Origin of the sequence: Thermofilum uzonense (genome assembly GCF_000993805.1) — an archaeon.
In the GTDB taxonomy this organism is placed as follows: domain Archaea; phylum Thermoproteota; class Thermoprotei; order Thermofilales; family Thermofilaceae; genus Thermofilum; species Thermofilum uzonense.
Genome location: NZ_CP009961.1, coordinates 1011627 through 1038186, shown reverse-complemented (window position 1 = coordinate 1038186; position 26560 = coordinate 1011627). Strand labels below are relative to the sequence as shown.

Below are 26560 nucleotides of genomic sequence, written 5' to 3'. Positions count from 1 at the left end.
AACTTATAAACACTCGCTAATACCTGGTCGTTTTACGCCTATCTCCCCTGTCTTTATAAGTTTTTCTCGTTTTTAATATATGTGGTGATAACTTCAATACAATACGGATCAGAATGACACATATGAGAGCCGTATTGGTTTACGCCGATTTCGCCCCCAGGCCCGGATACAAGATTACACAGGATGAGCTCCGAACTCATAAGGTCAGGGAAGGTAATAAGGTATGGAGAAACCCGAAACTAGTTCTCCGCACAGACTATCCTGTACCAGAGCCCAAGCCCGACGAGGTTCTGATAAGGGTAAAAGCTGTCGGCATCTGCGGCAGCGACATACACTTCCTTGAAACAGATGAGGAAGGCTACATCATCTACCCCGGACTCACAAAGTTTCCCGTAGTAATCGGCCACGAGTTCTCTGGAGTTATTGAAAAAGTCGGAGCTAATGTCAGAAACCTGAAACCCGGGGACATGGTGACTTCAGAGGAAATGTTCTGGTGCGGTGAATGTGATGCATGCCGCGGCATAGATTTCAACCATTGCACCCGCCTCAACGACCCTGCTGACTTAGAGTATGGAGAGCTTGGATTCACTCACGATGGTGCCATGGCTGATTACGTTGTTGTCAAGGCTAAGTATGTCTGGAAGATAAACTCTCTCCTAGAGGCATACGGAAGTGAGGAAAAAGCATTCGAAGCGGGAAGCCTGGTCGAGCCCACGAGCGTTGCCTACCATGCGATGTTCACTCGAGCGGGGGGCTTCAAACCCGGGAGCTATGTAGTGGTTTGGGGAGCAGGCCCCATCGGGTTAGGCGCCATTGCCCTCGCTAAGGCCGCTGGAGCCGGTAAGATCATCGTCTTCGAGGTTAGTCCGGTGCGAAGAGAATTAGCGAAGAAGGTTGGGGCAGACTACGTCTTTAATACTGCGGAGCTGCAAAAGAACAGCGTTGAACCATGGGAAAAGATAATGGAAATAACGGACGGGCAAGGAGCAGACTTCCACGTTGAGGCTGCGGGAGCCCCGCAGCACACGCTACCCCAAATGCAGAGGAGTCTAGCAATAGACGGCAAGATAGCATGGATTGGTCGCGCACCCAAAGAGGTTCCCATATACATCGAAGTATTCCAGGTGAGGAGAGGACAACTGTTTGGAAGCCAAGGGCACTCAGGTTTCAGGAACTTCGGCAATGTTATCCGCCTTATGGCTGCAGGCAGAATAGACATGACCCAAATAATAACCTCCAGGTTCAAGCTCGACGAAGCTCATAAAGCCTTTGAAAGGGCGCATCAGAGGATTGATGGTAAAATAACTCTAAAACCGTAAATTATAATAATATGATATGACATAGTCATATCGATTAGGGGGAATAAAAATGGTCGAATATGAGTCCCGTTTTGCACGGCCAATCTACAACAAATTTGGGGAAAAAATTTATCTTGATCAACTTACCATGGCTGAACTAGCAGAAAGGGTCAAGAAGAACGATATCATCTACGTGCCCTGTGGCTCCGTTGAGGCTCATGGCTTGGCACAGGCAACAGGGGAGGACACGATAATAGGCACCTACATCGCGGAGCGAATAGCCTTCGAAACAGGAGTCACGGTAGCTCCTCCAATATATTATGGAAGCCACCCAAGTCACCATTATGGAATGCCGGGAACAATACCTGTAAAGAAAGAGGCATATATCGACTATGTTACGAGCGTCGTAAAGTGGCTGAGCAATGCAGGCTTCAAGAAGATCATCCTTTTCAACTCTCATGGACAGGAATACGTGCTCCCCATCGTCAAGGACAAAGCGATAATCGAGGAGGGCGTGAAGGCCTTTATTATCGTGACGAGTTGGTGGCGCTGGGCAGTCGATAAGCTCCAGGTGGGTACAGAGCTAAAGCCAGGTCTCTCAATCGAGACACCGTTCATTCACGCTGACGAGGTTGAGGCTAGTGTGCTTTGGTACGTGGCACCAAAGCTTGTTGATCCTAGCAAGCTCAAGGAGTCCGATGCTGAGAAGATGGTCGGCGTCATACCGGACAAGTGGATCGACAAGGCGGGGAACGTGTACAACAGACCACTAGCATGGTATGATGTAAGCGCCTACATGGAGATTCATCACTATCCGAAGGGTAGCGTCGGTTATCCAAGCAAGGCTAGCAGGGAGAAGGGAGAGGCTATAGTGGAGACTGCTATTCAGCGCCTGGTAGAGTTCACGGAGTGGCTTCACAAGACGTATCCACCAGGGGTTGTTCCTCAGGTTTGGCCTAACCCCGGCGACTTCAAATATTAGATTGTTTTTTTGGGGAAATATTTAAATACAACCGTTTTTTGTATATATCGATGTCAAAACCAAAGGTCTATGTTACACGGATAATTCCCGAGCCTGGCTTATCTATGCTTAAAGAGTGTTGCGACATAGAGCTTCACAACTCAAAGGAGTGGCCTCCCTCACGCGAGGAGCTTATCCAGAAGGTTAAGGACAAGGACGCGCTTCTCTGCCTCCTCACCGATAAGATCGATGCTGAGGTTATGGACTCTGCACCCAATCTCAGAGTTATAAGCACATATAGCGTGGGCTTCGACCATATCGATATTCCTGAGGCGACAAAGAGAGGCATTTACGTCACGCACACCCCCGGCGTCCTTACTGACGCCGTAGCCGAGTTCACCGTAGGTCTTATCCTTGCTGTAACCCGCCGCATAGTCGAAGCCGACAAGATAATCCGAACAGGTCAATGGGACAAGCCCTGGAACCCATACTTCCTTACCGGCCCCGAGTTAAAGGGTAAGACTATAGGTCTTGTAGGCTTGGGACGCATAGGCGTCGCCACAGCCAAGAGGCTCTCAAGCTTTGACGTAAAAATCCTCTACTACGATGTCGAGAGGAGGTGGGACGTCGAAAGCGTCCTCAACATGGAATATGCAGACCTCGACACTCTCTTGAAGGAATCCGATATAGTCTCAGTACACGTCCCATTAACTAAAGATACTTTCCACCTGATTAACGAGGAAAGGTTAAGGAAGATGAAGAAAACAGCGTACCTCATTAACACAGCTCGTGGACCAGTCGTCGACACAAATGCACTGGTAAAGGCGTTGAAAGAGGGATGGATCGCGGGGGCAGCACTTGATGTCTTCGAGCAGGAACCCCTCCCGGCTGATCATCCACTCACAAAGTTTGACAATGTGATTCTGGCTCCTCACATAGCCAGCGCTACTATTGAAGCCAGACAGCGAATGGCGGAACTCGCAGCCCGTAACCTCATAGCAGTGCTGAAGGGAGAGATGCCTCCCGCGCTCGTGAACAAGGAAGTGTTAAAGGTCAGGCCACTAGAGAAAGTGAAGATGATTTAAAATTCTTCTATTTCTATTATAATTTAAATTACAGCTATCAAATACCTTTATATGTCACAGCGTACATCTCCTGGATCCTGGCGTCTTCTAAGAAAAATAATCGCAAAATCAGACGTCGTTGTTGAGGTGCTTGACGCGAGGGATCCATGGGGTACTAGGAGTCCACAGTTAGAAAAGCTAGCAGACACCCTCGGCAAACCCCTCGTAATAGTCGTGAACAAAGCAGACCTTGTTCCTAAAAACATAGCCGAAAAGTGGAAGAAAATTCTTTCAAAAGAAAGGCCAACAGTTTTCATTAGTGCCTCTAAGCGGCTTGGCACGCGCAGGCTCTGGAAAGTACTACGTGAGGCGTCAGGGAAAAGGCCACTCGTAGTAGCAGTCACAGGCATCCCCAACGTTGGAAAATCAACAATAATTAACTACCTTAAAGGGGCACATGCAGTTGGCACTTCTCCAATACCCGGATATACCCGCAACGCAACCCGTCTGAGAGTCGCTAGATGGCTCAGCGTAATAGACACACCGGGGATTATCCCACCTAAGCTGGGAGAGTTGGCGCTTATAAGCGCTCTCCGACCCGAGTCTCTCGATGATCCTATCCCCGTGGCATTCAGACTGCTGGAACTCATAGGTAAGAAAAACCCGAAATTGTTAGAGTCTCTTTATGGGGTTGAGTGGCAGCAAGATGCCCAGAATTTCCTCGAAAAGCTTGCGCTTAGACGGGGACTCCTCGGGAAGGGCGGTGTCCCCCTCATAGAGGAGGCAGCTAGGATCATCATACGCGACTGGCAGACGGGGCGTAACACTTTCTTCCTAGAGCCAGAGGACTACGGCTTAGCCTAGACACTCTTCAAGAGTCGACCAAAGAATCCTAACAGTACGGGTATGGTATTCACTGATCCCGTACTTTTCCCCAAGGCATCGTTCAATGAGTCCCGGGTTAGAAAGATGCTCGTCTATGCATCTCCCAGTTACCCATACTATACTGTCTAGAAGAAATGGGGGCTTGCCCGCCACCTCGGCTACTATCTTCCAGAGCCTGATAATGGTCTCCTTTTGCCTGGTCCTGGCCTCCCGTGCAAGTCTTCTCAAGTCTTCACCACAACTCCATCCCCTAAAAAGCCCTGATGTGAAAGATACGAGACTAACGCGGTAGTCGACAGGTATCGGTATGTCTATCCCTCCATGGAACCCTTTCCCGCTCGAGAGGAGCGAGTAGTAAAGCATCTTTATTGCAAAGACCACTGTCTTGTCTTCTTTTCTAGCTTTAAGTAGCCTGGCCAGCTCAAGGTGTATTGTATCAAGGTCAACCTCATTCTTCTGAAGCTGTTCACGCAGGCTGGGTAAAGCCTTGGAAACATATAACTCAACCCTCTTTTTCCTTTGGTCTCGAAGCCAGTTTATGGAGGGGCTTTTAGTCACAAATTCCTGTAAGGCCTTAATACACCCCCCTTCAGCATACTTAGAGGCTATACGCCAATGTTCCTCTCCTCTACTACTGAGCATATAGCTTATGAGTGCGACTCCTATGACGTAGAGCGAGCCCTCAACGTACCCCATCTTTCGAACGATCTCGGAAACACTTTCGTACTGCGGGTCCACCTTAACGAAGGCTTCAGCTAGTAGTGGATCACTTAGCGAGACTCCTATAACCTTAGCCTTTTCCTCATCCGGAAAAAACATAAGACAACCTAGCTATTTGAGGCTCTCTATGAGTTCTCCTAGCCTCTCGTACTCTTTTTTAGCTATCTCAATTGCCGCCTTGTTAGAGGAGTCAACGCTTACGTATATCTTGCCTCCATCCAGGTCTTGGTGAACTTTAACCCATGTCTCTCCAACCCTATACTTAACCATGCCCGGCGCGACTGCAACTTCTGTGTGTTCTAGGAACACAGCATCCAAAACCTTACCTGCAACTGATTGATCTGCCTCCAACTCTAAGGTGTATAATGAAGCTTCTGGGATAGCTTCGACAAGTGTGGAAAGCCTAACTTCTTCCGTGGAGAGCATTTCTAGAAGCTTTGCTGTCAGAATCATCCCATCGGGAGAAAGTGAGAATTGAGGGAATATAACTTCGCCTGAATCGGTAGCTCCCAGGTTAACCCTCAAGCGTCTCACACCTCTAGCGATATCTCCGGCGATACCTTTGACTCGGATGAGAGACAGTTTATTCTTTTCAGCTATCGCATCGACTATTCTCGAGGCTGAGTCCGTGATAGCAAGCCTAGAGCCCTGAGGTATCATCAAAGCTACGATAGCAAGGAAAATATCGGGGTCGACGTACCTTCCCTTATCGTCGATGAAGTAGGCATGCGATGCATCACTGGACAGTGCAACCGCAAAGCTCGCGCCTGTGGCCTTGCAAAGCTCTCCTAACATATTAAGCGTTTTAAGGGAGGGGAGTTGCCTTGGCACAAGGTTAGGTGGGGGTCTTCCCGAATTGACTCCTATGAATCTAGCTCCTATAGAGCTTAATATGTTTGGGAACACCTCGCTTGCGGGTCCAAAGTTCATGTCTACAAGGACTAAGGGCTCCTTAGCCGTGATTGGAGCAGAGTCTATATAGCTCGTAGCTGATGACGCGTAGATGTCGTGTATGTACTCAGCATAAGTTACCCAACCTATTCGAGTGGGAATAGCTCTGACTGCATGGTGTGACTCGAACATGGATAATATGTCTTCAAGCCTGTCGCCCGTTATCTCGATACCCGCTGAGTCTATAATCCTGACCTGGATACTGTTATCGTTAAACGGGGTAACCGAGAAATGTACACCTGCTTTAGCGCCAAACCTCTTGACAGCGAATGCTACCTCTGGTAAAGTAGCTGCGTGAAAATCAATTACAGAGACACCCGTAGACATTAAGCCGGCTGTAAACGATCTCTTGAGCATTCTACTAGGTGGGTAGTAATCCCTGGCCGCTGTCACAAGTGCGCCTTCGCCAACGATTGTTCCAAGGACTGCTCCAAGCTCCGCGGAGTTCTCAGGGGTCATCTGGCTGTTTGCGACACCGTAAACCTTGTTATTGTAAAAGGGAAGCGGGGGACGCCTCGTATCAACTCACCTCTTGTTTAGCGACTCTTGAGCCTGGGTTAATGTGGGTAGTTGGTCCCACAGACAAGCCACTTTCAATCACGCTATTATCACCTATAACGGATTCCGTAACGCTACTACCTCTTTTCACTAATATGTTTTTCGCCAAAATGCTATTCATAAGAATCGTTTGATCTTCAAGCACACAGTCATCCATTACTATTGTATTAACTACTGAAACCTTTTTTCCAATTTTAACACGACTTCCTATTATCGCATAGGGTCCTATAACAGCGCCCTCATCGATCACAGTATAGTCGCCTAGAGCCACTGGAGGATTTATGACTGCAGACTTGCTTATAACAGTGTCTTCACCAACCCACACGTTGTTCACGTTTTTCCCGTAGGGGACTAGTGGTAAGGCAGCCCCATCTAAGAGATCCATGTTGGCGACAAGATAAGTGGAAGGTCTTCCCACGTCCATCCAATAGGCCTCGCCAGCATTCCACCCCATCACCGTATAGTTATTCTCCAGAAGCCAGGGAAAGACATGCCTTCCAAAATCCATCAAGTAGGGGGTATCGGATAAAATGTCTAGTATTTCTCGTTTAAAGCCGTAGAAGCCACTGTTAGCCAAGTTGACATAGGGTCTAAAGTGTCTGTGCGAGAGCGTTGAATAAGCGACTGTAGCCACATACCATTCGCTTGTCCCCGGCTTCTCCATGAAATGCAAAATCCTGCCTTTCTCATCCAATATAACTGCGCCAAAATCCCTTACAGATCCCACTTCTATAACTGCCACCGAAGCTATAGCTTTGCTCCTCTCGTGGAAATCAGCGAAGTCCCGGAGATTCATGTTGGTGATCACGTCCCCCATTGTAACTATGAAGTCTTCATCTATGAACCTCGAGAGCTTCCTCACTGCGTCAGCTGTGTCGTGGGGGGTGATCTCGGGAATTAGTATCTCTACGCCGGCATCAAGATACTTCTCGAGGAAATGCGAGGCGATCTTGTGTCCCAGATAGTTTACCGCTACTATTATCCTCTCGAATCCGTAGGAGATGAGGAGTGATAATATGTGTTCGATAATTGCTTTGTTGCCGACGGGCAATAATGGTTTGGGAGTGGTCAATGTTAAGGGTCTGAGACGGACACCTTTCCCGCCCGCCAGGACTACGGCGGTTTTAATCATCAAACTCTAAATATTTATCAAATTAGGCATGCTTATTTTACTTTTGTTATATCCATGTGCTCGAGATATATGTCTCTTTAAAGCCAACTTCTCATTGTATAATGAAGCCTACTCCTCTGGACTGGCTTAAAATGAAAAAATATATCAGGAATGCTTTTTTCTTGTAGAAAATGGAGCAACTGCAACCTTTAAGCGCTATGGGTTTCTTCCATGTGACAAGCAAACTTGAAGTCTACCAATCACTGATCTTCGAGTATTTTGACCCCGAGTCGTACTACTCGGTTCTCGTCGAAGATGAAGAAGAACTTGAGAAAGAACTGAAAAGGTTAGCAGCGGTGATGCAGGATTTCCTTGACGAGGAAGAAGTCATAATTAATGGTGAAAGAGTAAAGCCTCGCGTGAGAGCGGTTGATGTAGGCTTCAAGGGATCTCCCGACGAGGTCTTCATAACTTACTTTATATTCTTCAAGGGTAAACCACTACAGGGCTTAAATTATTACGAGAACCTCTACGAGAACGAGACCGCAGAATACCCTATAACCGCCTACTGGGTCTTCCCACCTGGCTCAAAGATAGTCAACGTTCAGATGTCCGGGGATGTGATCATTATCAGTCCCAATGTTCTGTCTGTTCATCTGGAGGAGGGGGAGAAAATATACGGATACGAGAAGATAGAGTTCGAGCTCCCGAGGAGGAGGGCGAAACAATAATAACTTCAACGGGTTGGTATCAATGGGCTATGATTAAAAACTCGGGTTCTGAGAGGTGAGGAACAGGGCTAGGTGATGAGCCTTCTAGGCTCTTTTAAGTATAGGTTCTACAAGTTCCCTTATAGCCTTCTCCCAATCCTTAGCCTTAACAACTCCCGAGGCGAGCAGGACTCCTACTGTTCCCAAGCGTAACGCGGCCGCAACATCTTCTCCAGTAGTGATACCGGCACCGCATAATACTTTTACAGCAGGGTTAATCCTCCTAACAAGCTCGACTGAGGATGTGACGACCTCAGGCTTCGCTTTTGACACCGGGATACCCGTGCCTATGAGCTCAGGAGGCTCTATGGCTACTATATCGGGGCCTAGAGCCGCCATGGCGGCTGTAACTTCTGGAGTATTTGTACACACGACTGTTACGAGGCTTAACTCCCTGGCCCTTTTGACTATAACGTCCACCTGGTCTGCTCGAACCCTACGCTCTGAGTGGTTTATCATAGTTCCAATAGCACCGGCGTCTTTGACAGCCTCTAGAGTTACGTGACCCGTATAACTGCCGGGTGAAACATCGTCGACATGTTGTGAGAAAACAGGGATTTCGACGTTAGCGGCGACAAAGTGCAGGTCGGTTAGTTGTGGAGCTACGGCGATCGTCAAGCCTGTGTCACGGCTAACTTTCTGAGCGGTTCGAGCAAGTTCAAGCGCCTTCTTCCCACTAGCCTCACGATATGATTTAAAATTTATGAGGATTAAAGGGTATTCGAGTCGCATATTTAATAAATTTATCATCAAAAATATACAGAGAGTGTAATACTAAGCCTTAATTATTGCCGCCCTGCGCCACTAGGGGGCGGCTCCCGGGTTACCCCTTCTAGGAGTTATTGTTTCCGGCCTGGTGGCCGTATCTTGTCTTTCTTCTCGTTGAGTGGTGTGACTCCTTGGTGTGTCGGTATGAAGGCTTCGATCTTGCTTGTTGCTGGCGGGGTGTATCCTGCCTTGTGGGCGATGTTCAAGCATGCGTTTATGTCCGCGTTTATCTCGAGGCCGTACCGGGGGTACAGGGAGGCGTTGGACGCTTACAGCCGGGCGTTGTCCCTCGCCGGTGGCCTCAACATTAACCCGGGGGGGGTCCAGGGCTATGCAGGCCTGGCAGGTGGACCACGCGAGGAGGGCGTACCAGGCGCTAAGCGAGGCGGTCGAGGAGGTGAACATTCGACGGACACGCATCGCCCCTCTAAGGATCTACGCGGGCATCCTCCCAGAATACAGGAAGACACTCAACGATATTGATGCGATGCTCAGGAAGCTCGAGGAGCAAAGGAGCATGCTTGAAGGCCTCCTGGAGGGATAAAACCTTTCCTAGTTTTAAGGGCTTATGTGCTTGCAGCTCCTGTGATAGTTTAAAAATTCCTTGTTGAATGCTCCATCATAATCGTAAGGAAAGGTCAGGTGGCAAAAAGCTCACGATGCCGCTTCAAGGCTCCACGACTTAACCTTTTATACTAAGATATCCACTATTCCTTGAAATGGGTCTAGTCGAGTATCTACGGCCCGACGCGTTTACTGTATGGCTAAACGAGGAAGTTAGGCACAGGCTAAGCCACTACTACGCGGTCTTGAAGGGGGAGAGACCTGCAAAATATCGTGTAGCGAAGAGGGTTAAGGCGGATTTTGAACTTAGGATGACTTTAGAAGAGCTCTACGAAGTTCATCAGCTCGTCTCTAAAGAGTTTCAAGAAGAATACCTTGATCTTCTCGATAGAAAAGTTGAGTTGTCGTCGAAGACCCCCGAGAAATCCTACCTGGACTTAAAGATTGAAATACTGAGAAGAATTATAGCTAAGTGTCACCTCTGTGAGTGGCGTTGCGGAGTAGATAGGGCCTCCGGCATGAAAGGGGTTTGCGGGCTTGACTCAAGGGTTAGAGTGGCCTCCGCCTTCCTCCACATGGGTGAAGAGGCCCCCTTGGTCCCTTCGGGGACGATATTCTTCACGGGCTGCAGCTTCAAGTGTGTTTTCTGCCAGAATTGGGATATCTCGACGAAGCCCGAGAATGGTGTTGAGGTTTCGCCGGAGGAGCTTGCTGAGATCGCGGTTCAACTCTATCTACGGGGGGCTAGGAACATCAATTACGTGGGGGGGAATCCAGACCAGCAGGCTCACGTAATTGTAGAGTCGCTAAAATACATGGACGTAGACGTCCCCTTGCTTTGGAACTCGAATATGTACATGACCATGGAGCTGCTAGAGATATTATACGACTTGATAGACATATGGCTTCCAGACCTCAAGTACGGAAATAACGAGTGTGCCCGTAGACTTTCACGAGTGCCAAGATACTTTGAAGTTGTAACGAGAAACATCAAGTATGTCTGTGACAGGGGAGGAGACATCATCATTAGACACCTAGTACTTCCCGGTCACGTAAAATGCTGTACGAGACCGGTTCTAGAATGGATATCCAAGAATTGCCCCCGCTCTCTCGTCAATCTCATGGAACAGTACCGGCCCGACCATTTAGTCGCGCGCGAGCCTAACAGGTGGCCCGAGATAGCCAGGAGGCCAAGCGCTGAAGAGCTAGAAGAGGCGTATAGATATGCCGATGAGCTGGGCATTTGCTGGCGACCAGTCAGTTAAGGGCGGTTCACGATGAATGTAAACGGCTACGAGATTGATGAAAGAGAAATAGAGAGATGGGTTAAAAGAAACACTCTAAGGAGAATCCTGGTACAAGCCCCAGACGGCCTCAAGAGCGTTGCTCTAGGAGTCATTGACTATCTCGAGAGTCTAGGTATGAGTGCACTCTTATCAGCTGATCATACCTGGGGAGGCTGCGACCTAGCGTTAGATGAGGCCAAGTCTGTAGGGGCTGACGGTATTATACACATAGGTCATCACGGTCCCGTATGGTTTAAGCCTCCGGAAAACCCTCCCATACTATTCATCCCAGCTTATTCTATAGTTGATCCTACACACGTATTTGAAAAGCTATTGGATGAGCTGGAGAGGAACGGTGTAAAGTCCATAGGGCTTGCCACGACGATACAGCATATCACATGGCTCACCAGCCTGAAGGAAACTGCTAGAAAACGTGGGTTCACCGTTGAAACTGGACGTTACGCGGGTTTTGAGGGGCTCGTGGTGGGTTGTGACTATTCTTCTCTTGGTACAGGTAAAAGCGATGCGATAGTGGTTGTTGCAGGCGGGTCTTTCCACGCGTTAGGAGCAGCCATCTGGTCAGGCCTGCCCACCTGGGGGCTTGACCCCTACACGGGGGTCTACAGGCGGGTAGAGTTGAAGAGTGTTCTAGCTTCCAGGCTCTACGCACTCTCCAGGGCCATGGATGCATCAAGTTTCCTGTTGATAGTCTCGGTGAAGCCGGGACAGAAGAGGATGGAAATAGCGATGAGGGTTAAAGAGGCGTTAAAACGGAGAGGCAGGAAAGCGATCATAGCTGTTTTCAACGACCTGTCTAGGGAGAAGATTGAAAACCTTGGTGTATTCGACGCATATATCAATACAGCTTGTCCCCGACTGGTTATAGATGATCCCGAGATTTTTCCAGGCCCCTCACTGAATATCGGAGAATTAAAATATGTTTTACAGGGCTCTCTAGAGGGCTACTCATTAAGAGACTCTCTTTTCCTTGACTTGCGTTTCCTTGAAGACCCATAAAAGAGATCTCGTAGCAGGATAGCATCGCCTTCAAGGTTTGGGCTTTCAGATATGATAACCCCCTTTACATTAAATTCTTTAAGGGCTTTAACGAGCAGCTTGTAATCCAGATCGGCTTCTTGAAGGTTGAGATGCCTGATTTCACCCTTTTCACCGTACTCTATTCCCGAGACATGTATATGCATGTTCTCTAATCCTTCTCTCCCAAGCTTCTCCTCGATAAGTTCCAGTATTCGGGTAATATCCTGGTACTGTTTAAAGGCTCCCTTTCCACGCGCGTGAAGGTGTGCAAAGTCAACCACGGGTAGAACCATCTCGAGCTCCAGGCTCAGATCAAGTATTTCTTCGAGAGAGCCGTACTGTGAGGGCTTTCCGGTTGTCTCTGGTCTAACCCATATCTCGATCCCCTCATCTTTCAATGTCTTAACAATTACCTTCACTCTCTCCTTCATCACTTCATGCGTTTTCTTATTATCTAGGTTGCCATAGTATCCTGCATGAAAACAAACGCTCCATGCCCCAGCTTTGTAACCTATCCTGGCAGACTCAACGACGCGCTCGATACTGGCCTTAACCTTGCCCTCGTCATCACTGTTAAGGTTTACATAATAAGGGGCATGTACGGTCAGGACGACTCCTAGTTGTGTAGCAGCACTTTTAACGTCTAGTGCGCTCTTCTCGTTAAGGAATATCTTCCTTACAAACTCTATCTCCATCGCGTCGAGACCAAGCCTTTTAACTTCAGCGATACCCTCTATAACACCTCCCTTCTTTACAGTCGTCGGCATGCCTGCCGGGCCGAAATACACACGCTCAGGCCTCCAAATAACCATGAATATACCAATGGAATGTTAGCGTTTATCGCGTTTATATCTTTACTTTTCGTTTAATTTGAGATCAAAGAGGGATGTGCTCTAAGCGGGCCTTGTCACGGTTGAGATAAGAACATATTTTTAAAAGCTGGGGTGTTTTTTTCCAGAAGGATCTGAGATGTCTGTGAAGGAGTTTCAGCCCGCGACTCAGAAACAGAAGCTCCTCTACAATGCATTAGATAATAGGGAAGTCGACCTCCTAGGTGTTTTTGGCCCAAGCGGCACTGGGAAGAGCTTTGTAGTGCTTCTATACGCCGTTAACGCGCTCCTCGAAGGGAAGTTTAAGCGTGTAGTCGTTGCAAGACCTTTAGTTAGCTTACTGCAATACCGTGTATTCAACTCGGTTGAGCTTGGAAAGCTCTACTATGAGCTGGCCTCATCTTATCTCTATGACATAGTTACTGGTCATGTTGACGAAAAAAGCCTACAGGATCTCGTATCCAGCGGGAGGCTCATTTTCATTGATCCAGGCTTTCTGACAGGTAGAACCTTCGACGATACCCTTGTCTTTCTAGACGACGTCCAGTTTCTTGATTCCTCGATACTTCCAGAGGCCCTAATCCGGATGGGCTCTAACTCTAAGCTAGTTATAGCAGGGGATCCTGTTCTTCAAATTTTAACCGGGAATGAACGCAATACTGCTATTATAGCCAGGGAGCTGCTTCTAGGAGAGGAGAGGGCACTTGTAATCGATTTCGGAGTGGAAGACATTGTGAGGCCGGGTTCAAAGAGAGGGTTCAGGCTTGCACTAGAGACGAGACTTAGGAGACGCCAACTAAGAGAGGAGGAGGTTAGGGTTAAAAGTATTCTATTGTCTCATGCACCTGATGCGGATATAATTAGCGTCGTATGGCTTCACGATCTTAAGGAGAAATACTCCTGTAAGACTTCTCCTGATGTACTTGTAATAGTAAAGGAAAACTCCCTGAGTAGGTTGATCGGGAGGAAGGGTGAGAGGATAAATAAAGCACAGGAAGAAGCCGGGGTACAGATAAGAGCTATCGAGCTCACCAACGACCTATCAAGTATAGTTAAGGCCATCCACCCTGTGGGTTGGATACACAAGCACATCGTAAAGGTGGAGCTAGCTGGGGGCGAACTGGAGGTATACGTCAACCCAGACGAGTACGGAGCCTTTGTGGGCAAAAGCGGCGCTTACGTGCGTTTCCTGGACGATGGACTAAAGAGGATGCTTGGGATAGGGGTAAGAGGAAGGCACGCCGAGCCCCCTAAGACGGAGGAGAAAAAGAGGAAGTAGCCTTAATGCCCTACGATGCCGTTATTGTTGCTGAAAAGCCTGCTGTTGCCCTCGCTTTTGCACGTTATTTAGCCGAGACGGGTTACAAAACAGTTTACGTAGATGGTGTTAAGGCTTTTTTGTTCCGCTATAAGGGTGGAGATTACCTCTCAATAGGACTAGTTGGGCATGTCTTAGACTTTGACTTTCCCCGCGAGTACAACAAATGGGACTCGGTCGAGCCAAAACAACTCTTTTTTGTGAACCCGATCTGGGTGGTGCGTGAAGGCTCTTACAAGTACGTCAAGGCCTTAAAAACGTTAGCAAATCAGACATCCACCGTTATCTTAGCACTCGATGCCGATGTCGAGGGAGAAGGGATAGCCTTCGAGGTCATAAAAATAATGAGCCAGGTCAACCCATCACTTGAGTTTAAACGAGTCTGGTTTTCGGCAGTCACAAAAAGTGATATTTTGGCGGCTGTAAACAAGCCGCGAGCCCCCAACGAGCTCTGGGCAAAAAAAGTCTTCGCTAGGATGATGCTTGATTTGACAATCGGTGCCTCGTTTACCCGCCTCCTCACACTATCAGTCCAGAGGCGTAAGTCCCAACTACCTTCCGGAAAGTTTCTGAGTTATGGACCTTGTCAAACGCCAGTCCTTTATCTTGTTGTCAAGCGGGAACTAGAACGTGAACAGTATAAAAAGAAGAAGTACTATGTTCTCATTGCAGAGCTTGAGGTTGACGGTGAGATATTCTCGGCATCGGTAAATCTAGGTGAAGATAAGGAGAAAGCGATAAAAATATACGAGAAGCTTAAGGAGGTAAAACATGCTGCAGTCACTAGTGCTGAAGCGGTTATAGTGGACGTTAACCCTCCTATTCCTTTGAATACCATCGACTTCGAGAGTCGTGCATCATCCTTCCTCAATATAAGGCCTAAGGAGGCTTTGGCAATAGCTGAAAAGCTCTATCAGTACGGCTACATATCCTATCCGAGAACTGAGACCACAATATATCCTCCAACCTTGAATCTCAACACTTTAGCCAGCATGTTCACGAACTGGGAAGATGCAGGTTGGTATGTGTCTAAGCTCCTCACAAAAGGTTTTACTCCTACGCATGGGAGGGAGGATGACAAGGCTCATCCACCTATACATCCTACAAGAGCGGCTACGAGAACACAACTGGAGAGACACATGGGCTCTAAAGCCTGGCTCATATACGAGCTCGTTGCACGCCACTTTATCGCGACACTTAGCGAGAAGGCCCAAGTCGAAAGGCAGAAGATCTTGGTGAGCTTGGCTGGTGTCGAGCTCCAAGCTGAAGGTAGACGTATAGTCTACCCGGGGTTCTACTATGTTTACCCCTATGCGAAGCCCGAGGAGAAGCCTCTCCCCTACCTAGTTGAAGGCGATGTGCTGGACGTGAGGAACATAAAGCTGGAAGAGAGGACCACGCAGCCACCACCCTATCTGAGTGAAAGCGAGCTCCTCGCCCTCATGAAGCGGTACGGTATTGGCACGGATGCTACGATGCAGGATCATATACACACCAATATCGAGAGGAAGTACTTCGTTGTGCGTCAGAAAAGGTGTATTCCAACTCCACTGGGCAGAACGCTTATTGTATCGCTTCTCGAGGTGGAGCCGAGGCTTGTTTTACCTGAGATAAGAGGGAGAATGGAGGCCCAGCTTGCACGCATAGCGACCGGTGAGAGAGATTCGTCAGAAGTTGTCGACGAAATGAAGCAACTGTTCTTAGAATACTACGAGAACCTGGCCTCGAAGATCGATTATGTTTCCGAGAAGCTTCTACCAGTTATAGCTGAGGTCTACAGACAGGCGTCTGAGGATAAGTCCCGTAAAAATTCACGGAATAGAACTAATCATAGGAGGACTTTTTCTCGATATTTGAGGAAAAAAGGTCAGAAATAAATCTGTGAATATCAGATGATACGAACATGGAGGTTATCATAGATGACCGAGAGAGGAGGTCGCCTGTAATACCAGAGCTTGCAAGGCTAGGTGTAAGATTCGAGTTTAAGAGGCTTGACATCGCCGACTACGATATATCTGGAACCTATGGGATTGAACGGAAAACAGCTGGAGACTTCCTAGACTCAATATTAGACAAGAGGATATTTGAGCAGTCAAGATATCTCAAACAGGCTTATCCTATCCCCTTAATCATTGTTGAAGGCTCTCTATCTCAAGAGACAAAATACCGGGGTATTTCACTTAATCAGGCTTACGGAGCCATACTAGCTTTAGCTGAGAGAGGTGTTTCAGTGATAACGACGGGGGGTCCTCACGAAACAGCACTCTTCATCTACATAACTTCTAAGCGTGTCGAGAGGAAGGGTTCTCATTATGTCCCTCCGGTTAAAAGAATCGTAAAAGTGAATACGAGCATACCTGTGGCTCAGATAAACCTGATTGCCTCCTTACCCGGCATAAGCCACGAGCTGGCAGAGAGGATACTAAGCGAGTTTAAAACTCCAAGGAAGTTTTTTACAGCAACCGCAGCCGAGTTGAGGAAGGTGCCTGGACTAGGTCCAAAAAAGATCCAGAAGATTCTCGCGGTTCTAGATACCATTTATGTCTCGGCCAAGACCTTATCGGAGAGCGAAAAGCCTATTAACTCAGGCTCGGATATGACAAGGGGATATAATGAGTACGATAACTAAGGAGGCAGTTATTGAGGCACTGAAAGAGGTTTACGATCCAGAGATACCCTTCAACGTTGTGGACTTAGGACTCATATATGGTGTCGAAATCGAGGGTAAAAAAGTTAAAATCAGGATGACGTTGACCGCGGTCGGGTGCCCGCTCTCCTATTTTCTAGTCGAAATGGTTAAGGATGTTGTAAAAGAGAAGGTTCCAGGCATCGAAGAAGTAGAAGTCGACCTGGTGTTTGACCCGCCATGGACTCCGGACCGCATGAATCCAGAGGTCAGGAAGCTTCTGGGTCTCTAATAGCATACATTTACGAGGGCGAGGTTTATCCCCCATCAGAGGACACTTTTTTCCTGGCGGATTACCTGGAACAACTCGGCCCTATAGATGTAGTTCTCGAAGTAGGATTTGGTAACGGCTACCTTACAAGGCTTCTGGCTAAGAAGGCGGACTATGTTGTTGGTAGTGATATCTCTCTCAGGGCGGCTATGAACTTGATAAAAAGGCTAAGGGAAGAGTCTATTGGAAACGTTGACATCTTAGTATCGGACTCAGTATCAGTCTTTAGAAAGAAATGCTTCGAGCTAATAGTCTCTAATCCTCCATATCTTCCATGCGATTACGAGAAGGAGCCCATGTGGTGCGGGGGAGCGAATGGAATAGAGTTTTCGCTTAGACTTGCAAGGGAAAGCATGGAGCACTTAATAAAAAATGGTTCATTAGTCTTTCTAGTCTCGTCTTTGTCAAATTTTCGAATTTTGATCCAAGAGTTAAAGAAATTTTATAAACGGCTCCTTGTTGTAAAAACGAAGCACATCTCGCTGTTTGAAAAACTTTTTATTATTCAATGTGTCCGTTGACAGGTCTGCATATATGATAATACCAAGAAAATACTTCGTAGTCAAAGGAAAAGGCTTAAGCAAGATATCAGAACTAATGGCGTTCAATAACGCACTCCGAAACGCAGGAATACACAACGTAAACCTTGTACCCGTATCCTCTATACTCCCTCCAGGCATAGAAGAAGAACCCCCCCACCCCCTACCCCCTGGCTCCGTGGTCTTCGTAGTTATGAGTGAGCGCAGGCTTAAAGGTCCCGCGAAAATAAGCACCGGACTCTCGTGGGCGCACGGAAAGCCCCACGGTTACGTGATAGAATTTCATACGGGGGACTCGAACTCTTATACACACGCAAGGCTAGAGGAGATGTGGGAAGAAATACGACTTGAGAGAAACCTTGTTATAGAGAGACCCCGGTATCTAACAGAAGAACTAGAAGTGCCCGAGGGGTTTTATGGAAGTGTAGTTGTAGCATTAGTTTTCAGCGAAATAGATTTTTTAAAATAAAGGGAACCCATAAAATTAACCATTAACTAAACGCGTAAATTTTTATAATTCCTTCTGAGTTATGTAAAATTGACTTCGAAATGAGTGAGAAGATAACCGTATACATACTTGTAAACACACAGGTTGGCAAGGAGGACGAGGTCCTCAAAGCTATTAGAAGCATGGAATTCGTGGAGGAAGCCTACGTCGTCTATGGAGAGTTTGACATTATTGCGAAACTTAAACTGCCCGCGCTCGAACTTCTCGAGCAAGCTGTATCGAATATTAGAAAGATGGGAGGTGTAACGAAGACTTCAACTTTAATAACTTCCTCTAGATAGTAATCTAGGGGATGAAGAACGCGTTGGTGTATGATGCTGGATGAGTATCAACGGGCGTGCTGACCCTTTTTTCTCCCATTTCTCCAATAGTATAGAGAAATGTATTCTTCATGGGAAAATATTGAATAACATAATGGTTGCGAGGTAAGCTATCACTGAAAGCGTAACGGGAAGCGGGAGAGCGGGCATAAACCTTCTTTTTCTCAACATTAATAATGTGAGTAGAAAGCCGGCCAGGAGCATTAGAGAGGCTAAACTCCAGCGAATCAGTGAAGGTGAGGGATACAAGAGGAAGAGCGGTGACAACATGGAGTATATAAGGACATCTCCCATCCCTAATGCCAGGCCACCAATATAAACCACGGCTCCTCTCAGACTACTAGGAGGTTCCTGCCGAGCGCTCTCACCGCTCACTGTGCTTTCAAGAATCCTCCTTAAGGGGCCTCTAAACACGGAGTAGAGATCGTATGCAGCTAGCGTGACGGCTATCGATAAGATGCTCCAAGGAGGCAAGACCGCGTAAAACAAGGCTCCAGCCATGGAACCGTACAGCATTAAGAGAAGGTTAAGTAAGACTAAACTGAAAGGTCTTAGAATCAGAATTGCCGTCAGGAGGGGGATTCCAATGGCCAGTAGCTCACGCCATTGCTCAAAGCCTGGCGGGAAGGGTGCTACGAGCTCTAAGATGAGCTCCAGGATCCCCCAGAAAGAGAAAAGAATGGATCCGGCCATGATTACGGGTAGTATATGTGTTCTTCTAGACCTAATAATCACCATAATGATTAGAGTTCCGATAAGAACAAGCCCCAGGAATACTACGCTATTAATTAGAACAGACCCTACACTGTTCTCGGATGCGAATGGTAATCCAAGATAGCCGAGATCTAGTGTTGAGAGGATGGATCCAAAATACGCTGAGAGCAAGAGAATAACTCCGACAGATAGTAGGCTTAAGGCCACGACTCTTTGGTCTAAGATTCGCTCTGCCATTCTATTACATCCATTCACCTCACATGAACCGATACATAATAAACATGTCTCTTATGTCCTCGCCATGGTTGTACATATAGCATTACCCTAGCCGACCTGCGCCACTAGGGGGCGGCTCCCGGTTGCCCTTCTTAGGGGTTATTGTTTCTGGCCTGGTGGCGTGTTTTTTCTTCTCGGTGGCGGCCACTACTCCTTGGTGTGTTGGGATGTAGGTCTCGATTCTCGTCGGTGTTGGCGGGGTGTATCCCGCCTTGTGGGCGATGTTTAACGCCGCGTTTATGTCCGCGTTGATCTCGAGGCCGCAGCGGGGACACAGGGAGGCGTTGGACGCTTACAGCCGGGCATTGTCCCTCGCCGGTGCCCTCAACCTACACCCGGGGGAGTCCAGGGCTATGCAGGCCTGGCAGGTTGACCACGCGAGGAGGGCGTACCACGCCCTTACGGAGGCGGTCGAGGAGATACATGCCAGCCGAACACGCATAGCCTCCCTCAGGGCCTACGCGGGCATCCTCCCAGAATACAGGAAGACACTCAACAGCATGGACGCGATGCTCAGAGAGCTGGAAGAACTCCGAAGCAGGATTGAAGGCCTCCTCGATGAATAAGAGGCGGAGAAGACATACCAGGGCCAAGATGAGACTTCCGTTTGACACGTAGAAGGGCTGGTTTAATGCTAGATTGCTCCTTAGAGTCCCTGTCGTGGAGATAGTGACTAGGCCCTTTAACGAACCTAGTATTTCGCGAGTTCTCCCTTACTACGAGCCTCGACCTCCCATCTCTCATATACAAACCTCCCCAGGATTAAGTAGAGTAGGCTAAGTCCCAGCATAATTGCAATTTTTTGTTGCTCGCGTCAGGCTGGTACCCTTAAACGGATTTTTATCTCCTTAAAGACAAGCCAGGAAATTCCCATACTTACAAGCGTATGAATCAGATTGAATACAGCCGTGTAAACGTAAAGGAGGTAAACACCTCCAGCCATTTTAACAGCATAATCTAGAAAGTTGGGGAACAGGAAGGTGAAATAAGCCCAGTTTGCAAAGCTCATCGCAAAGATGCGGGTTACGGCTCCACCAGCGAACTCAAGTGTAATGCTCTTCATAATCTTCCTGAACAAGCGCGCCCCGATTAACATGGAGATGACAGCTGAATACTTTAAGAGGGCTCCTACAGGCTCTGCCCCTCTAGCGAGTAAACCTAAGAGGTGTAGTGTTTCTGCTGCCAATCCCCACCTAAGACCGGCAAGGAAGTATAGGATAGTGACGGGGATTTCTGCGAGGTCGAATTTCAAGTAGGGCAGCACGGGATACGGTAGCTCTAGCTTTAACATTGAGAAGCTTAACGCTAGTGAGGCCATAAGGGCTGTTAGTACTACTCCTTGTGTCTTCTGCATATGTCCCCGAAGAGGAATATATGTAAATTTATTAACATTATCTGAACAAAAAATAACTGTAGAAAATTTATTTTATCAGGTTAAAATGTAAAAAGAACAATAAGATTGCGATAATCATAAGGTCTGCAGCGAATAACATAGCTACTTTTACAATGTCGAATCCTAGTAAAAGGTTGATTCCCATAAGGTTGTATCCCACATGCAGAACTGAGGAAGCCATGAATCCCTTTTTCTCTGCTATCAGTCCCGCCGAAAATCCGAAGGAAAAGTAATGCGGTGCTAGAAGCGCAGTGTTGACGAGGAAAACAGGATCAGTTACGTTTAGATGCGAGTACATAAATACAAGCGCCTGTAATGGAAGACCCAGCCGATAGAGAAGGAACCCTCTGAAGAAAACTTCCTCGGTGACTGCTGCAACAAAGGAGAACGCGTAGACGTAGACAGGCTGAAACTGAATCCTGTAATAGGGTAATAATGGGACATGCCATAGAACCGCTAGCAAGAATAACACAGGCAGGTCTTTTACGCTCGAGGTTGAGGGGTTTTCACGTCTCCATAGGAACGCGAAATACGAGTATATCAGTAGAAGAAGATAAGCTGTTGTGGCAAGACTTAGATTCACCAAAATAAAATACGCTAGGAGGATTGGAACCCATAAATTAGCCATGAAATTTGAGGGGCAAAATTGCTTCATAGGGACAGGTAAAGCACGACACACTTATTTAGCCTTAGCCACTTATTAGTATGTGGAAACGTTTATCTCGCAACTGAAAGCAGGACAAGACCAACTCTCAAAGCTTAAGCTAGACGTTCTCAGGGCTCTAATAGCCTTTGGCGGTGCCATATGGTTTTCAGAACTCTTGGACGCGATAAACCGCCTTCACCTCGGAGAAGCTTCTCCGGTGGATCAACGTGAACTTCTGAAAGCGGTGGAAGAGCTGGAAAAACAACATGTTGTGAAAGCTGAAAGGAAAATTAGGGCCAGCGATAAGTCAGGCGGGGTCAAAGATATTCTCATAACGTTATTAAGTGAGGAGGTGCGGCTAAGCCTCTCCTCAGACGAGGTGCTCAACAAGTATTATCTTAGCTTGAGCGAGATCTTCGAGAAGAGTTAAGAATGTATTAGAAGAAAAAGAGAAATGTCTCTCTATTTTTTATCAGCGACCCCCTCCTTTGAGAGCTTTTCCACAAGCTCCTGGGCATATGCAAAATTAATCTTGCCCTCTGATACCATTATCTCAACAACCTTATCTACTAAATCCCCTGAGGCTCCGGCCATGATTGCGAGGTTTCTCGCGTGTAGCCTCATATGACCCCTCTGGATCCCCTCCGTAGCTAAAGCCCGCAATGCTGCAAAGTTCTGGGCGAGGCCCACGGCACCCATAACCTCTGCCAGTTCGTTGGCACTCTTGACTCCAAGGATTTTCAATGCGACCTTTGCCACAGGGTGCACTTTTGTTGCACCCCCGATGGTGCCTACTGCCATTGGCATCTCAAGGCTTCCAACTAGGTTCCCGTCAGAGTCTTTTTCCCATCTTGAGAGGGGCTCGTATCTGCCGTTTCTTGCTGCATACGCGTGGGCTCCGGCTTCAATGGCACGGTGGTCCTGCGCGGTTGCGAGGGCAACGGCTATAACACCATTCATTATACCCTTATTATGCGTGGCAGCCCTGTAGGGGTCTGCGGCTGCAAACGCCCATGCGCTGACAATGCCATCGACGACTTCTTCTCCGCCTATATCTTCCTTGTAGACCTTAACATAGCTGCGGACAAGTCTTTTGTCAGCGAGGTTTGAAATGATCCTGAGTAAGACCCTCCCTCCAGTTATTCTTTCAATTAATGGTGAGACTTTTTCAGCCATGGTATTAACAGCGTTGGCCCCCATGGCATCTTTAACGTCCACTATAAGGTGAACTATAAGCATGGGGCCAGTGGAATGCTCCACTACTCGAGCCTCTACGTCCCTCGCGCCTCCACCTGCCTTTACGAGTGCAGGATCTACCTCGTTTGCCTTGGAGAGTATCTCGTCCTTATGCTCTAGGACAAGCATGCGCTTATACCATGGGTCAGACAGACCCACGACCTGTATCTGTCCTATCATTAGGCTTCCAGTGGTGATTGATCTTATCCCACCGTTCCTCCGCATAACTCGCGCCGCATTACTAGCGGCCGCGACGACGCTGGCCTCCTCTATGACCATTGGAACAAGGTAGTCCTTCCCGTTTATCAGAAAATTCACGGCTACTGCTAGTGGGTAGCTCATAGCTCCAATCACGTTCTCAATCATTGAATCGGCTATCTTGGGGTCGAGGTTCCCGAAGTTCTTGAGGAGCTTAACCTCGTCCTCAGTTAAACCTGCAAAATCAGCGACTATCTTCAACCTCTCTTCAATACTCCTCTTATAAAACTCTGGGATTCGGGATGTTTTCGTACCGCTCATCGTTCAATCAAAAAGCGTATATGATATAAATATGTCTTCATCCAATAGGAAGGGGTTATGTGTTGGCGGATGCAGCTAGCTTGCCCCGTCTAAAACTTTCAAGGAACCTTGAACTGGTCGGGCTAGGACTATATATCTCAGATGAAGATACACTTTTGATCGCAGACCTACACATAGGATACGAGGAGGCCTTATCCGAGGACGGGATTTTTATTCCCCCTGTTCAGACCGCCGAGATGCGCGCCCTCATATCACGAATGGTAAGGGAGACGGGTGCATCGAAGCTCGTCCTCCTAGGTGACATTAAGCATGAGTTTGGGGATGTGACGAGGCAGGAGTGGCGTGAAACAAACGAGTTATTAAGTTTTCTCACAGAGGAGCTGAGACTGAGTGTGAGCGTGGTGCGCGGGAACCATGATAATTACCTTATACCCATCCTGAAGAAGATGAACATCTCCCTATACGACCCTCATGCGACCGTAGGGTCGTCATTACTTATACACGGCCACAAACCGTTACCTGTGGAGGGTTTTGCGGAGAGTGTCAAGCTTATAGTGATGGGGCACGAGCACCCAGCCATAGTTTTACGAGACGAACTAGGAGCCAAGGTGAAACTCAAGGTGTTCCTTGACGGCGAATACATGGGGAAGAGAGTAATCGTCCTGCCAGCGCTTAGCCCCCTCATGCCCGGAACAGAGGTCAATGTTGAGAGAAAGCTCCTATCCCCCCTGCTACGGGAAGCTAGAGTCGACGACTTCAGGGTCTACGCGGTTGACATCGAGGCAGGAATCTATGATTTCGGGCTTATAAAGCATTTAAGATTAGTTAGCAGTACGCCTTCCGAGCTATAAGCTACCCTCTTCTCTTTTTCAGGGCTATGACATAACCTCTTATCCCGACAACCTCCGCATTGAGCCTCTGTGAGAGAATAATAGCGACCTCTTCTCGAGTATAACCATAGGCTTCCCTGAAGTTTTTCAGCAATCGAATCTTCACGACTCCACGAGCCCTAAGAACGTTTTCGACCTCCTTGATAATCTTCTCGTCTATGCCGTTTTTCCCTATGTTTATTGTAACTACTGTCGGATCTTGAAAAATGCTTGACAAGCACAGCACCTTTACACACTCCCCGAAAAACTCATCTTTAACCTTAACGCCTTTCTGTATGGCTATTAAGCATGGCGGGAGAATGTAATGGCTTCAAAGTGCGAGTAGACAAGTTTGGACGCGAGTACTTTGAAGTCTGTGTAAGTAAGGGAGCTACGGTAAGAGACCTTCTTAGGATTCTAGGATTATCCGAGAGTGAGGTTGTAGTGGTTCTTAACGGTGAAGTTGTTGCTGAGGACGAGGAGCTCGGACCAGACGTACATGTAAAGATACACTCTGTGGTTTCGGGTGGTTAGAGACGGCTAAGTGTGCTGTATGCGGTGCCAAGGCAGTTGCATATGTACCCTACCTGGGAGAATATCTTTGCAGGGAACACTTCATAGAGTATTTTGAGAGAAGGGTCTATGAGACAATAAGACACTTCCAACTTATCGAAGAGGGAGACAGGGTAGCTGTAGCTGTGAGCGGGGGAAAAGACAGTTTAACGACACTCTACCTGCTCACCAAGTTCTCGAAAGAGTTGAAATCAGAGGTATTCGGAGTCGCTGTCGACGAGGGCATAGCAGGCTATCGTGAATACAAGCTTCAAGCCCTCTCAAAGCTCGCAAACGATCTCGGGGTCAAGATATTCATAGGACGTTTTAAGGACTACTTTGACATGACTCTGGATGAAGCAGTTGAAAGGCTCAGAGGTAAGGGGATGAAGATTAAGCCGTGTAGCGTCTGCGGAGTTTTCAGGAGGTTCATCATGAATAAGATGGCGCGCGAACTTGGTGCCACCAAGCTAGCTACGGGCCATAATCTCGATGACGAGGTTCAAGTCTTCGTAATGAATGCGCTGAAAGCACACATTGAAGGCGTTGAGCGGGAGGGAATTAATTCAAGGACAACAGGGGAAGGACTGGTACCACGAATAAAGCCCCTTTACCTAATAACTGAAAAGGAGGTTCTGACATACACCCTCCTAAAAGGAATACATACCCCCTTCGTGGAATGCCCGTACATTGTTTATGCGCTTAGACATCCTATAAGGCACTGGATAAACCACGTCGAAGACGAGACTCCGAGCTTCAAATACAAGGTTCTAGCGCTCAAAGAGTTAACTCGCAAGCTGCTCCCAAAACCCCTTGAGGGTGCGCAGAGGTGCTTGGTGTGCGGGGAGCCATCATCTAGACCTGTCTGTAAGGCTTGTCTATTTAGAGCCTACCTCGACAAGGACTTTGAACAAAGGCTCATACAGAAAATATCTCTATATGAAGCCTCTACGAGGCTGAAGAGTGATTTTTGATAATTTTATTTTAGGAGCTTTATACAATATCTCCTGTCTTGATCAGGCATTTAAAAGGGACTAAAATGATTTGTACTAGTGGTGCTATATCAGAACGTGTGGTTTCATGATGAGACGTGGTTCACGTGTCGTTAAGGGGATATCGCCAGTAATAGCTACTGTGATACTGACGAGCATTATGCTCACGATAATATCCGTAGCCCTGTTTTACTCTACCTCCCTCATAGATATGAACAGGCAAACAATGGAGTACGAGTATGCAAAGGAGCAGCTAACATATGCAGCCTCTGCACTGGAACAGGTAGCTTTCGGGACTGGAGGATCAAGGTACATCAGGTTCAGCCTAACATCCACACGGCTTTCATTCCTCAACTCAGGCCAGACATTACGCGTCAGCGTTACTCCAGGATCCCTAAAAATTTACGAGGACACCCCCCTATACCTGCAGGTTTGCGGGGGGCCACTCGTAACGACAAGTCAGAGGCTCATATACCCTGAAACAGGCAGCCTCGAACAAGAACTCTCAAAGCTCGTAGTTGGGGCCGGAGAGCCCATCGTGATAGTCTACGAGAACTTTTCAGGAGCAGCATGCTCCTACCTAGTGCCACGGCTTAGAGCATTTTTCAGCGGGCAGATCAACGTAACGGTGAACGGGGTGCTTAAGAGGTACAACTACTACACTCTGCATATAGTTAAGCTCAAATTCGGGAGACTGGGAGGCACCGGAACTATTCCGGTGGTTTTCCGCAGCGTCAACATGACCGTCAACGAATACCGCTTTGATAACACCAATACTCTAACCCTAACCATAACTAGAGGCAGTGCAAGTCAGACTGTAACTCTAACAGGCCCACCCTCAGATGGCTCAGTGCTAGTCGTGAAGATAGCTCTCGTCGACATAAGCACGTCCTAACCGAATACCTTTTAAGAATCCT

Annotated in this window: 31 protein-coding genes and 2 pseudogenes; 22 read left to right on the top strand and 11 right to left on the bottom strand. The window is 47.7% G+C overall.

The window, feature by feature from the left end; translation table 11 throughout:
* Nucleotides 1–122 precede the first annotated feature (122 nt).
* Genes iolM through MA03_RS05290 form a run of 4 tightly spaced genes read left to right on the top strand, consistent with a single transcriptional unit; the run spans nt 123 to nt 4187 of the window.
* Nucleotides 123–1319 (top strand): scyllo-inosose 3-dehydrogenase, encoded by a 1197-nt coding sequence (gene iolM / locus MA03_RS05305; RefSeq protein ID WP_052884276.1) that lies wholly within the window; start codon nt 123–125, stop codon nt 1317–1319.
* 49 nt (nt 1320–1368) lie between these two features.
* A complete protein-coding gene (gene iolN / locus MA03_RS05300; RefSeq protein ID WP_052884275.1) occupies nt 1369–2280 on the top strand; it encodes a 3-dehydro-scyllo-inosose hydrolase in 912 nt (303 codons plus the stop codon).
* Between the two features lie 50 nt (nt 2281–2330).
* Nucleotides 2331–3344 carry a glyoxylate reductase gene (gyaR, locus tag MA03_RS05295; protein WP_052884274.1) on the top strand — a complete coding sequence of 338 codons (1014 nt, stop codon included), beginning with the start codon at nt 2331–2333 and terminating at the stop codon, nt 3342–3344.
* Between the two features lie 51 nt (nt 3345–3395).
* Nucleotides 3396–4187 carry a GTPase gene (locus tag MA03_RS05290; protein WP_052884273.1) on the top strand — a complete coding sequence of 264 codons (792 nt, stop codon included), beginning with the start codon at nt 3396–3398 and terminating at the stop codon, nt 4185–4187.
* Here the strand turns inward: MA03_RS05290 and MA03_RS05285 are convergent.
* From MA03_RS05285 to MA03_RS05275, 4 genes and pseudogenes are all read right to left on the bottom strand, one after another.
* Nucleotides 4179–5027 carry an N-glycosylase/DNA lyase gene (locus MA03_RS05285; RefSeq protein ID WP_052884272.1) on the bottom strand — a complete coding sequence of 283 codons (849 nt, stop codon included), beginning with the start codon at nt 5025–5027 and terminating at the stop codon, nt 4179–4181. The two genes, MA03_RS05290 and MA03_RS05285, sit on opposite strands and share 9 nt — an antisense overlap.
* Before the next feature lie 12 nt (nt 5028–5039).
* Complete coding sequence (locus tag MA03_RS09005) at nt 5040–5723, bottom strand: phosphohexomutase domain-containing protein (protein WP_257719676.1); 684 nt, start codon at nt 5721–5723, stop codon at nt 5040–5042.
* Between the two features lie 288 nt (nt 5724–6011).
* Nucleotides 6012–6365, bottom strand: a pseudogene (locus MA03_RS09000) (phosphoglucomutase); the annotation flags it as partial.
* Between the two features lie 34 nt (nt 6366–6399).
* Nucleotides 6400–7569 (bottom strand): sugar phosphate nucleotidyltransferase, encoded by a 1170-nt coding sequence (locus tag MA03_RS05275; protein ID WP_052884270.1) that lies wholly within the window; start codon nt 7567–7569, stop codon nt 6400–6402.
* 170 nt (nt 7570–7739) lie between these two features.
* On the opposite strand from MA03_RS05275, the gene MA03_RS05270 reads away from it, so the two are divergent.
* Nucleotides 7740–8279 (top strand): hypothetical protein, encoded by a 540-nt coding sequence (locus MA03_RS05270; protein ID WP_052884269.1) that lies wholly within the window; start codon nt 7740–7742, stop codon nt 8277–8279.
* Between the two features lie 84 nt (nt 8280–8363).
* Here MA03_RS05270 and tpiA read toward each other — a convergent pair whose 3' ends face one another.
* Complete coding sequence (tpiA, locus tag MA03_RS05265; RefSeq protein ID WP_052884268.1) at nt 8364–9050, bottom strand: triose-phosphate isomerase; 687 nt, start codon at nt 9048–9050, stop codon at nt 8364–8366.
* Between the two features lie 367 nt (nt 9051–9417).
* Here tpiA and MA03_RS05260 point away from each other — a divergent pair, with 367 nt between their 5' ends.
* The 3 genes from MA03_RS05260 (at nt 9418) to dph2 (ending at nt 11953) form a co-directional block, all read left to right on the top strand.
* Nucleotides 9418–9630, top strand: coding sequence for a hypothetical protein (locus MA03_RS05260; RefSeq protein WP_052884267.1), 213 nt, complete (start codon nt 9418–9420; stop codon nt 9628–9630).
* 175 nt (nt 9631–9805) lie between these two features.
* A complete protein-coding gene (locus MA03_RS05255; protein WP_052884266.1) occupies nt 9806–10915 on the top strand; it encodes a radical SAM protein in 1110 nt (369 codons plus the stop codon).
* Nucleotides 10916–10927: 12 nt separating this feature from the next.
* Nucleotides 10928–11953: a diphthamide biosynthesis enzyme Dph2 gene (dph2, locus tag MA03_RS05250; protein WP_052884265.1), complete on the top strand. Its 1026-nt coding sequence runs from the start codon at nt 10928–10930 to the stop codon at nt 11951–11953.
* Here the strand turns inward: dph2 and MA03_RS05245 are convergent.
* Complete coding sequence (locus tag MA03_RS05245) at nt 11899–12780, bottom strand: TIM barrel protein (RefSeq protein WP_052884913.1); 882 nt, start codon at nt 12778–12780, stop codon at nt 11899–11901. The two genes, dph2 and MA03_RS05245, sit on opposite strands and share 55 nt — an antisense overlap.
* 163 nt (nt 12781–12943) lie before the next feature.
* On the opposite strand from MA03_RS05245, the gene MA03_RS05240 reads away from it, so the two are divergent.
* The 7 genes from MA03_RS05240 to MA03_RS05210 all read left to right on the top strand — a co-directional run bounded on the left by MA03_RS05240 (nt 12944) and on the right by MA03_RS05210 (nt 18407).
* Nucleotides 12944–14083 (top strand): PhoH family protein, encoded by a 1140-nt coding sequence (locus MA03_RS05240; RefSeq protein WP_052884264.1) that lies wholly within the window; start codon nt 12944–12946, stop codon nt 14081–14083.
* A 5-nt stretch (nt 14084–14088) separates the two neighbouring features.
* Nucleotides 14089–15999 (top strand): DNA topoisomerase, encoded by a 1911-nt coding sequence (locus tag MA03_RS05235; RefSeq protein WP_052884263.1) that lies wholly within the window; start codon nt 14089–14091, stop codon nt 15997–15999.
* Nucleotides 16000–16025: 26 nt separating this feature from the next.
* A complete protein-coding gene (locus MA03_RS05230) occupies nt 16026–16751 on the top strand; it encodes an ERCC4 domain-containing protein (RefSeq protein WP_052884262.1) in 726 nt (241 codons plus the stop codon).
* Nucleotides 16735–17040, top strand: coding sequence for a metal-sulfur cluster assembly factor (locus MA03_RS05225; RefSeq protein ID WP_052884261.1), 306 nt, complete (start codon nt 16735–16737; stop codon nt 17038–17040). The genes MA03_RS05230 and MA03_RS05225 overlap by 17 nt, the downstream gene beginning before the upstream one ends.
* The gene (locus MA03_RS05220; protein ID WP_052884260.1) at nt 16989–17600 is read left to right on the top strand and encodes a methyltransferase; all 612 of its coding nucleotides are present in this window, start codon (nt 16989–16991) and stop codon (nt 17598–17600) included. The genes MA03_RS05225 and MA03_RS05220 overlap by 52 nt, the downstream gene beginning before the upstream one ends.
* A 13-nt stretch (nt 17601–17613) precedes the next feature.
* Complete coding sequence (locus MA03_RS05215) at nt 17614–18087, top strand: pyruvoyl-dependent arginine decarboxylase (RefSeq protein ID WP_191118431.1); 474 nt, start codon at nt 17614–17616, stop codon at nt 18085–18087.
* A gap of 80 nt (nt 18088–18167) precedes the next feature.
* Complete coding sequence (locus tag MA03_RS05210) at nt 18168–18407, top strand: Lrp/AsnC ligand binding domain-containing protein (protein WP_052884258.1); 240 nt, start codon at nt 18168–18170, stop codon at nt 18405–18407.
* A 108-nt stretch (nt 18408–18515) separates the two neighbouring features.
* Here the strand turns inward: MA03_RS05210 and MA03_RS05205 are convergent, their stop codons facing one another.
* The gene (locus tag MA03_RS05205; RefSeq protein ID WP_052884257.1) at nt 18516–19397 is read right to left on the bottom strand and encodes a hypothetical protein; all 882 of its coding nucleotides are present in this window, start codon (nt 19395–19397) and stop codon (nt 18516–18518) included.
* Between the two features lie 239 nt (nt 19398–19636).
* Here MA03_RS05205 and MA03_RS05200 point away from each other — a divergent pair, with 239 nt between their 5' ends.
* Nucleotides 19637–20002: a hypothetical protein gene (locus MA03_RS05200; protein WP_191118430.1), complete on the top strand. Its 366-nt coding sequence runs from the start codon at nt 19637–19639 to the stop codon at nt 20000–20002.
* A 248-nt stretch (nt 20003–20250) separates the two neighbouring features.
* Here MA03_RS05200 and MA03_RS05195 read toward each other — a convergent pair whose 3' ends face one another.
* Together MA03_RS05195 and MA03_RS05190 are read right to left on the bottom strand one after the other, a co-directional pair.
* On the bottom strand, nt 20251–20790 hold the full coding sequence (locus MA03_RS05195) for an ECF transporter S component (RefSeq protein WP_052884255.1): 540 nt from the start codon (nt 20788–20790) through the stop codon (nt 20251–20253).
* Between the two features lie 67 nt (nt 20791–20857).
* Nucleotides 20858–21484 carry a CPBP family glutamic-type intramembrane protease gene (locus MA03_RS05190; RefSeq protein WP_219731625.1) on the bottom strand — a complete coding sequence of 209 codons (627 nt, stop codon included), beginning with the start codon at nt 21482–21484 and terminating at the stop codon, nt 20858–20860.
* Nucleotides 21485–21536: 52 nt separating this feature from the next.
* On the opposite strand from MA03_RS05190, the gene MA03_RS05185 reads away from it, so the two are divergent.
* Nucleotides 21537–21905 carry a hypothetical protein gene (locus MA03_RS05185; RefSeq protein ID WP_052884253.1) on the top strand — a complete coding sequence of 123 codons (369 nt, stop codon included), beginning with the start codon at nt 21537–21539 and terminating at the stop codon, nt 21903–21905.
* A 32-nt stretch (nt 21906–21937) separates the two neighbouring features.
* On the opposite strand, the gene MA03_RS05180 is transcribed toward MA03_RS05185, so the two are convergent.
* Nucleotides 21938–23230: a hydroxymethylglutaryl-CoA reductase, degradative gene (locus tag MA03_RS05180; protein WP_052884252.1), complete on the bottom strand. Its 1293-nt coding sequence runs from the start codon at nt 23228–23230 to the stop codon at nt 21938–21940.
* Between the two features lie 62 nt (nt 23231–23292).
* Between MA03_RS05180 and MA03_RS05175 the strand changes: the two genes are divergently transcribed.
* Entirely contained in the window at nt 23293–24081 is a 789-nt protein-coding gene (locus MA03_RS05175) for a metallophosphoesterase (protein WP_191118429.1), read from the top strand.
* Between the two features lies 1 nt (nt 24082).
* Here MA03_RS05175 and MA03_RS05170 read toward each other — a convergent pair whose 3' ends face one another.
* On the bottom strand, nt 24083–24337 hold the full coding sequence (locus MA03_RS05170; protein WP_191118428.1) for a YhbY family RNA-binding protein: 255 nt from the start codon (nt 24335–24337) through the stop codon (nt 24083–24085).
* 71 nt (nt 24338–24408) lie between these two features.
* Between MA03_RS05170 and MA03_RS05165 the strand changes: the two genes are divergently transcribed.
* From MA03_RS05165 to MA03_RS05155, 4 genes and pseudogenes are all read left to right on the top strand, one after another.
* On the top strand, nt 24409–24633 hold the full coding sequence (locus MA03_RS05165; RefSeq protein ID WP_052884249.1) for a MoaD/ThiS family protein: 225 nt from the start codon (nt 24409–24411) through the stop codon (nt 24631–24633).
* 20 nt (nt 24634–24653) lie between these two features.
* Nucleotides 24654–24707: pseudogene (locus tag MA03_RS09095) on the top strand (hypothetical protein); the annotation flags it as partial.
* Nucleotides 24687–25625 carry a TIGR00269 family protein gene (locus MA03_RS05160; RefSeq protein ID WP_338034404.1) on the top strand — a complete coding sequence of 313 codons (939 nt, stop codon included), beginning with the start codon at nt 24687–24689 and terminating at the stop codon, nt 25623–25625. The pseudogene MA03_RS09095 and the gene MA03_RS05160, both read left to right, overlap by 21 nt.
* A 106-nt stretch (nt 25626–25731) precedes the next feature.
* A complete protein-coding gene (locus MA03_RS05155) occupies nt 25732–26538 on the top strand; it encodes a hypothetical protein (RefSeq protein ID WP_052884247.1) in 807 nt (268 codons plus the stop codon).
* The last annotated feature ends 22 nt before the right edge of the window (nt 26539–26560 follow it).

Bases quoted from the DNA above. Each gene is read 5' to 3' on its own strand.
- tpiA (WP_052884268.1), bottom strand. From the start codon at position 9,050: ATGCGACTCGAATACCCTTTAATCCTCATAAATTTTAAATCATATCGT.
- MA03_RS05180 (WP_052884252.1), bottom strand. From the start codon at position 23,230: ATGAGCGGTACGAAAACATCCCGAATCCCAGAGTTTTATAAGAGGAGT.
- MA03_RS05190 (WP_219731625.1), bottom strand. From the start codon at position 21,484: ATGAAGCAATTTTGCCCCTCAAATTTCATGGCTAATTTATGGGTTCCA.
- MA03_RS05155 (WP_052884247.1), top strand. From the start codon at position 25,732: ATGATGAGACGTGGTTCACGTGTCGTTAAGGGGATATCGCCAGTAATA.
- dph2 (WP_052884265.1), top strand. From the start codon at position 10,928: ATGAATGTAAACGGCTACGAGATTGATGAAAGAGAAATAGAGAGATGG.
- MA03_RS05205 (WP_052884257.1), bottom strand. From the start codon at position 19,397: ATGGCAGAGCGAATCTTAGACCAAAGAGTCGTGGCCTTAAGCCTACTA.
- MA03_RS05290 (WP_052884273.1), top strand. From the start codon at position 3,396: ATGTCACAGCGTACATCTCCTGGATCCTGGCGTCTTCTAAGAAAAATA.
- MA03_RS05285 (WP_052884272.1), bottom strand. From the start codon at position 5,027: ATGTTTTTTCCGGATGAGGAAAAGGCTAAGGTTATAGGAGTCTCGCTA.
- MA03_RS05275 (WP_052884270.1), bottom strand. From the start codon at position 7,569: ATGATTAAAACCGCCGTAGTCCTGGCGGGCGGGAAAGGTGTCCGTCTC.
- iolM (WP_052884276.1), top strand. From the start codon at position 123: ATGAGAGCCGTATTGGTTTACGCCGATTTCGCCCCCAGGCCCGGATAC.
- MA03_RS05260 (WP_052884267.1), top strand. From the start codon at position 9,418: ATGCAGGCCTGGCAGGTGGACCACGCGAGGAGGGCGTACCAGGCGCTA.
- MA03_RS05235 (WP_052884263.1), top strand. From the start codon at position 14,089: ATGCCCTACGATGCCGTTATTGTTGCTGAAAAGCCTGCTGTTGCCCTC.
- MA03_RS05195 (WP_052884255.1), bottom strand. From the start codon at position 20,790: ATGCAGAAGACACAAGGAGTAGTACTAACAGCCCTTATGGCCTCACTA.
- MA03_RS05240 (WP_052884264.1), top strand. From the start codon at position 12,944: ATGTCTGTGAAGGAGTTTCAGCCCGCGACTCAGAAACAGAAGCTCCTC.
- MA03_RS09005 (WP_257719676.1), bottom strand. From the start codon at position 5,723: ATGTTAGGAGAGCTTTGCAAGGCCACAGGCGCGAGCTTTGCGGTTGCA.
- iolN (WP_052884275.1), top strand. From the start codon at position 1,369: ATGGTCGAATATGAGTCCCGTTTTGCACGGCCAATCTACAACAAATTT.
- gyaR (WP_052884274.1), top strand. From the start codon at position 2,331: ATGTCAAAACCAAAGGTCTATGTTACACGGATAATTCCCGAGCCTGGC.
- MA03_RS05225 (WP_052884261.1), top strand. From the start codon at position 16,735: ATGAGTACGATAACTAAGGAGGCAGTTATTGAGGCACTGAAAGAGGTT.
- MA03_RS05210 (WP_052884258.1), top strand. From the start codon at position 18,168: ATGAGTGAGAAGATAACCGTATACATACTTGTAAACACACAGGTTGGC.
- MA03_RS05165 (WP_052884249.1), top strand. From the start codon at position 24,409: ATGGCGGGAGAATGTAATGGCTTCAAAGTGCGAGTAGACAAGTTTGGA.
- MA03_RS05230 (WP_052884262.1), top strand. From the start codon at position 16,026: ATGGAGGTTATCATAGATGACCGAGAGAGGAGGTCGCCTGTAATACCA.
- MA03_RS05255 (WP_052884266.1), top strand. From the start codon at position 9,806: ATGGGTCTAGTCGAGTATCTACGGCCCGACGCGTTTACTGTATGGCTA.
- MA03_RS05215 (WP_191118431.1), top strand. From the start codon at position 17,614: ATGATAATACCAAGAAAATACTTCGTAGTCAAAGGAAAAGGCTTAAGC.
- MA03_RS05220 (WP_052884260.1), top strand. From the start codon at position 16,989: ATGGACTCCGGACCGCATGAATCCAGAGGTCAGGAAGCTTCTGGGTCT.
- MA03_RS05270 (WP_052884269.1), top strand. From the start codon at position 7,740: ATGGAGCAACTGCAACCTTTAAGCGCTATGGGTTTCTTCCATGTGACA.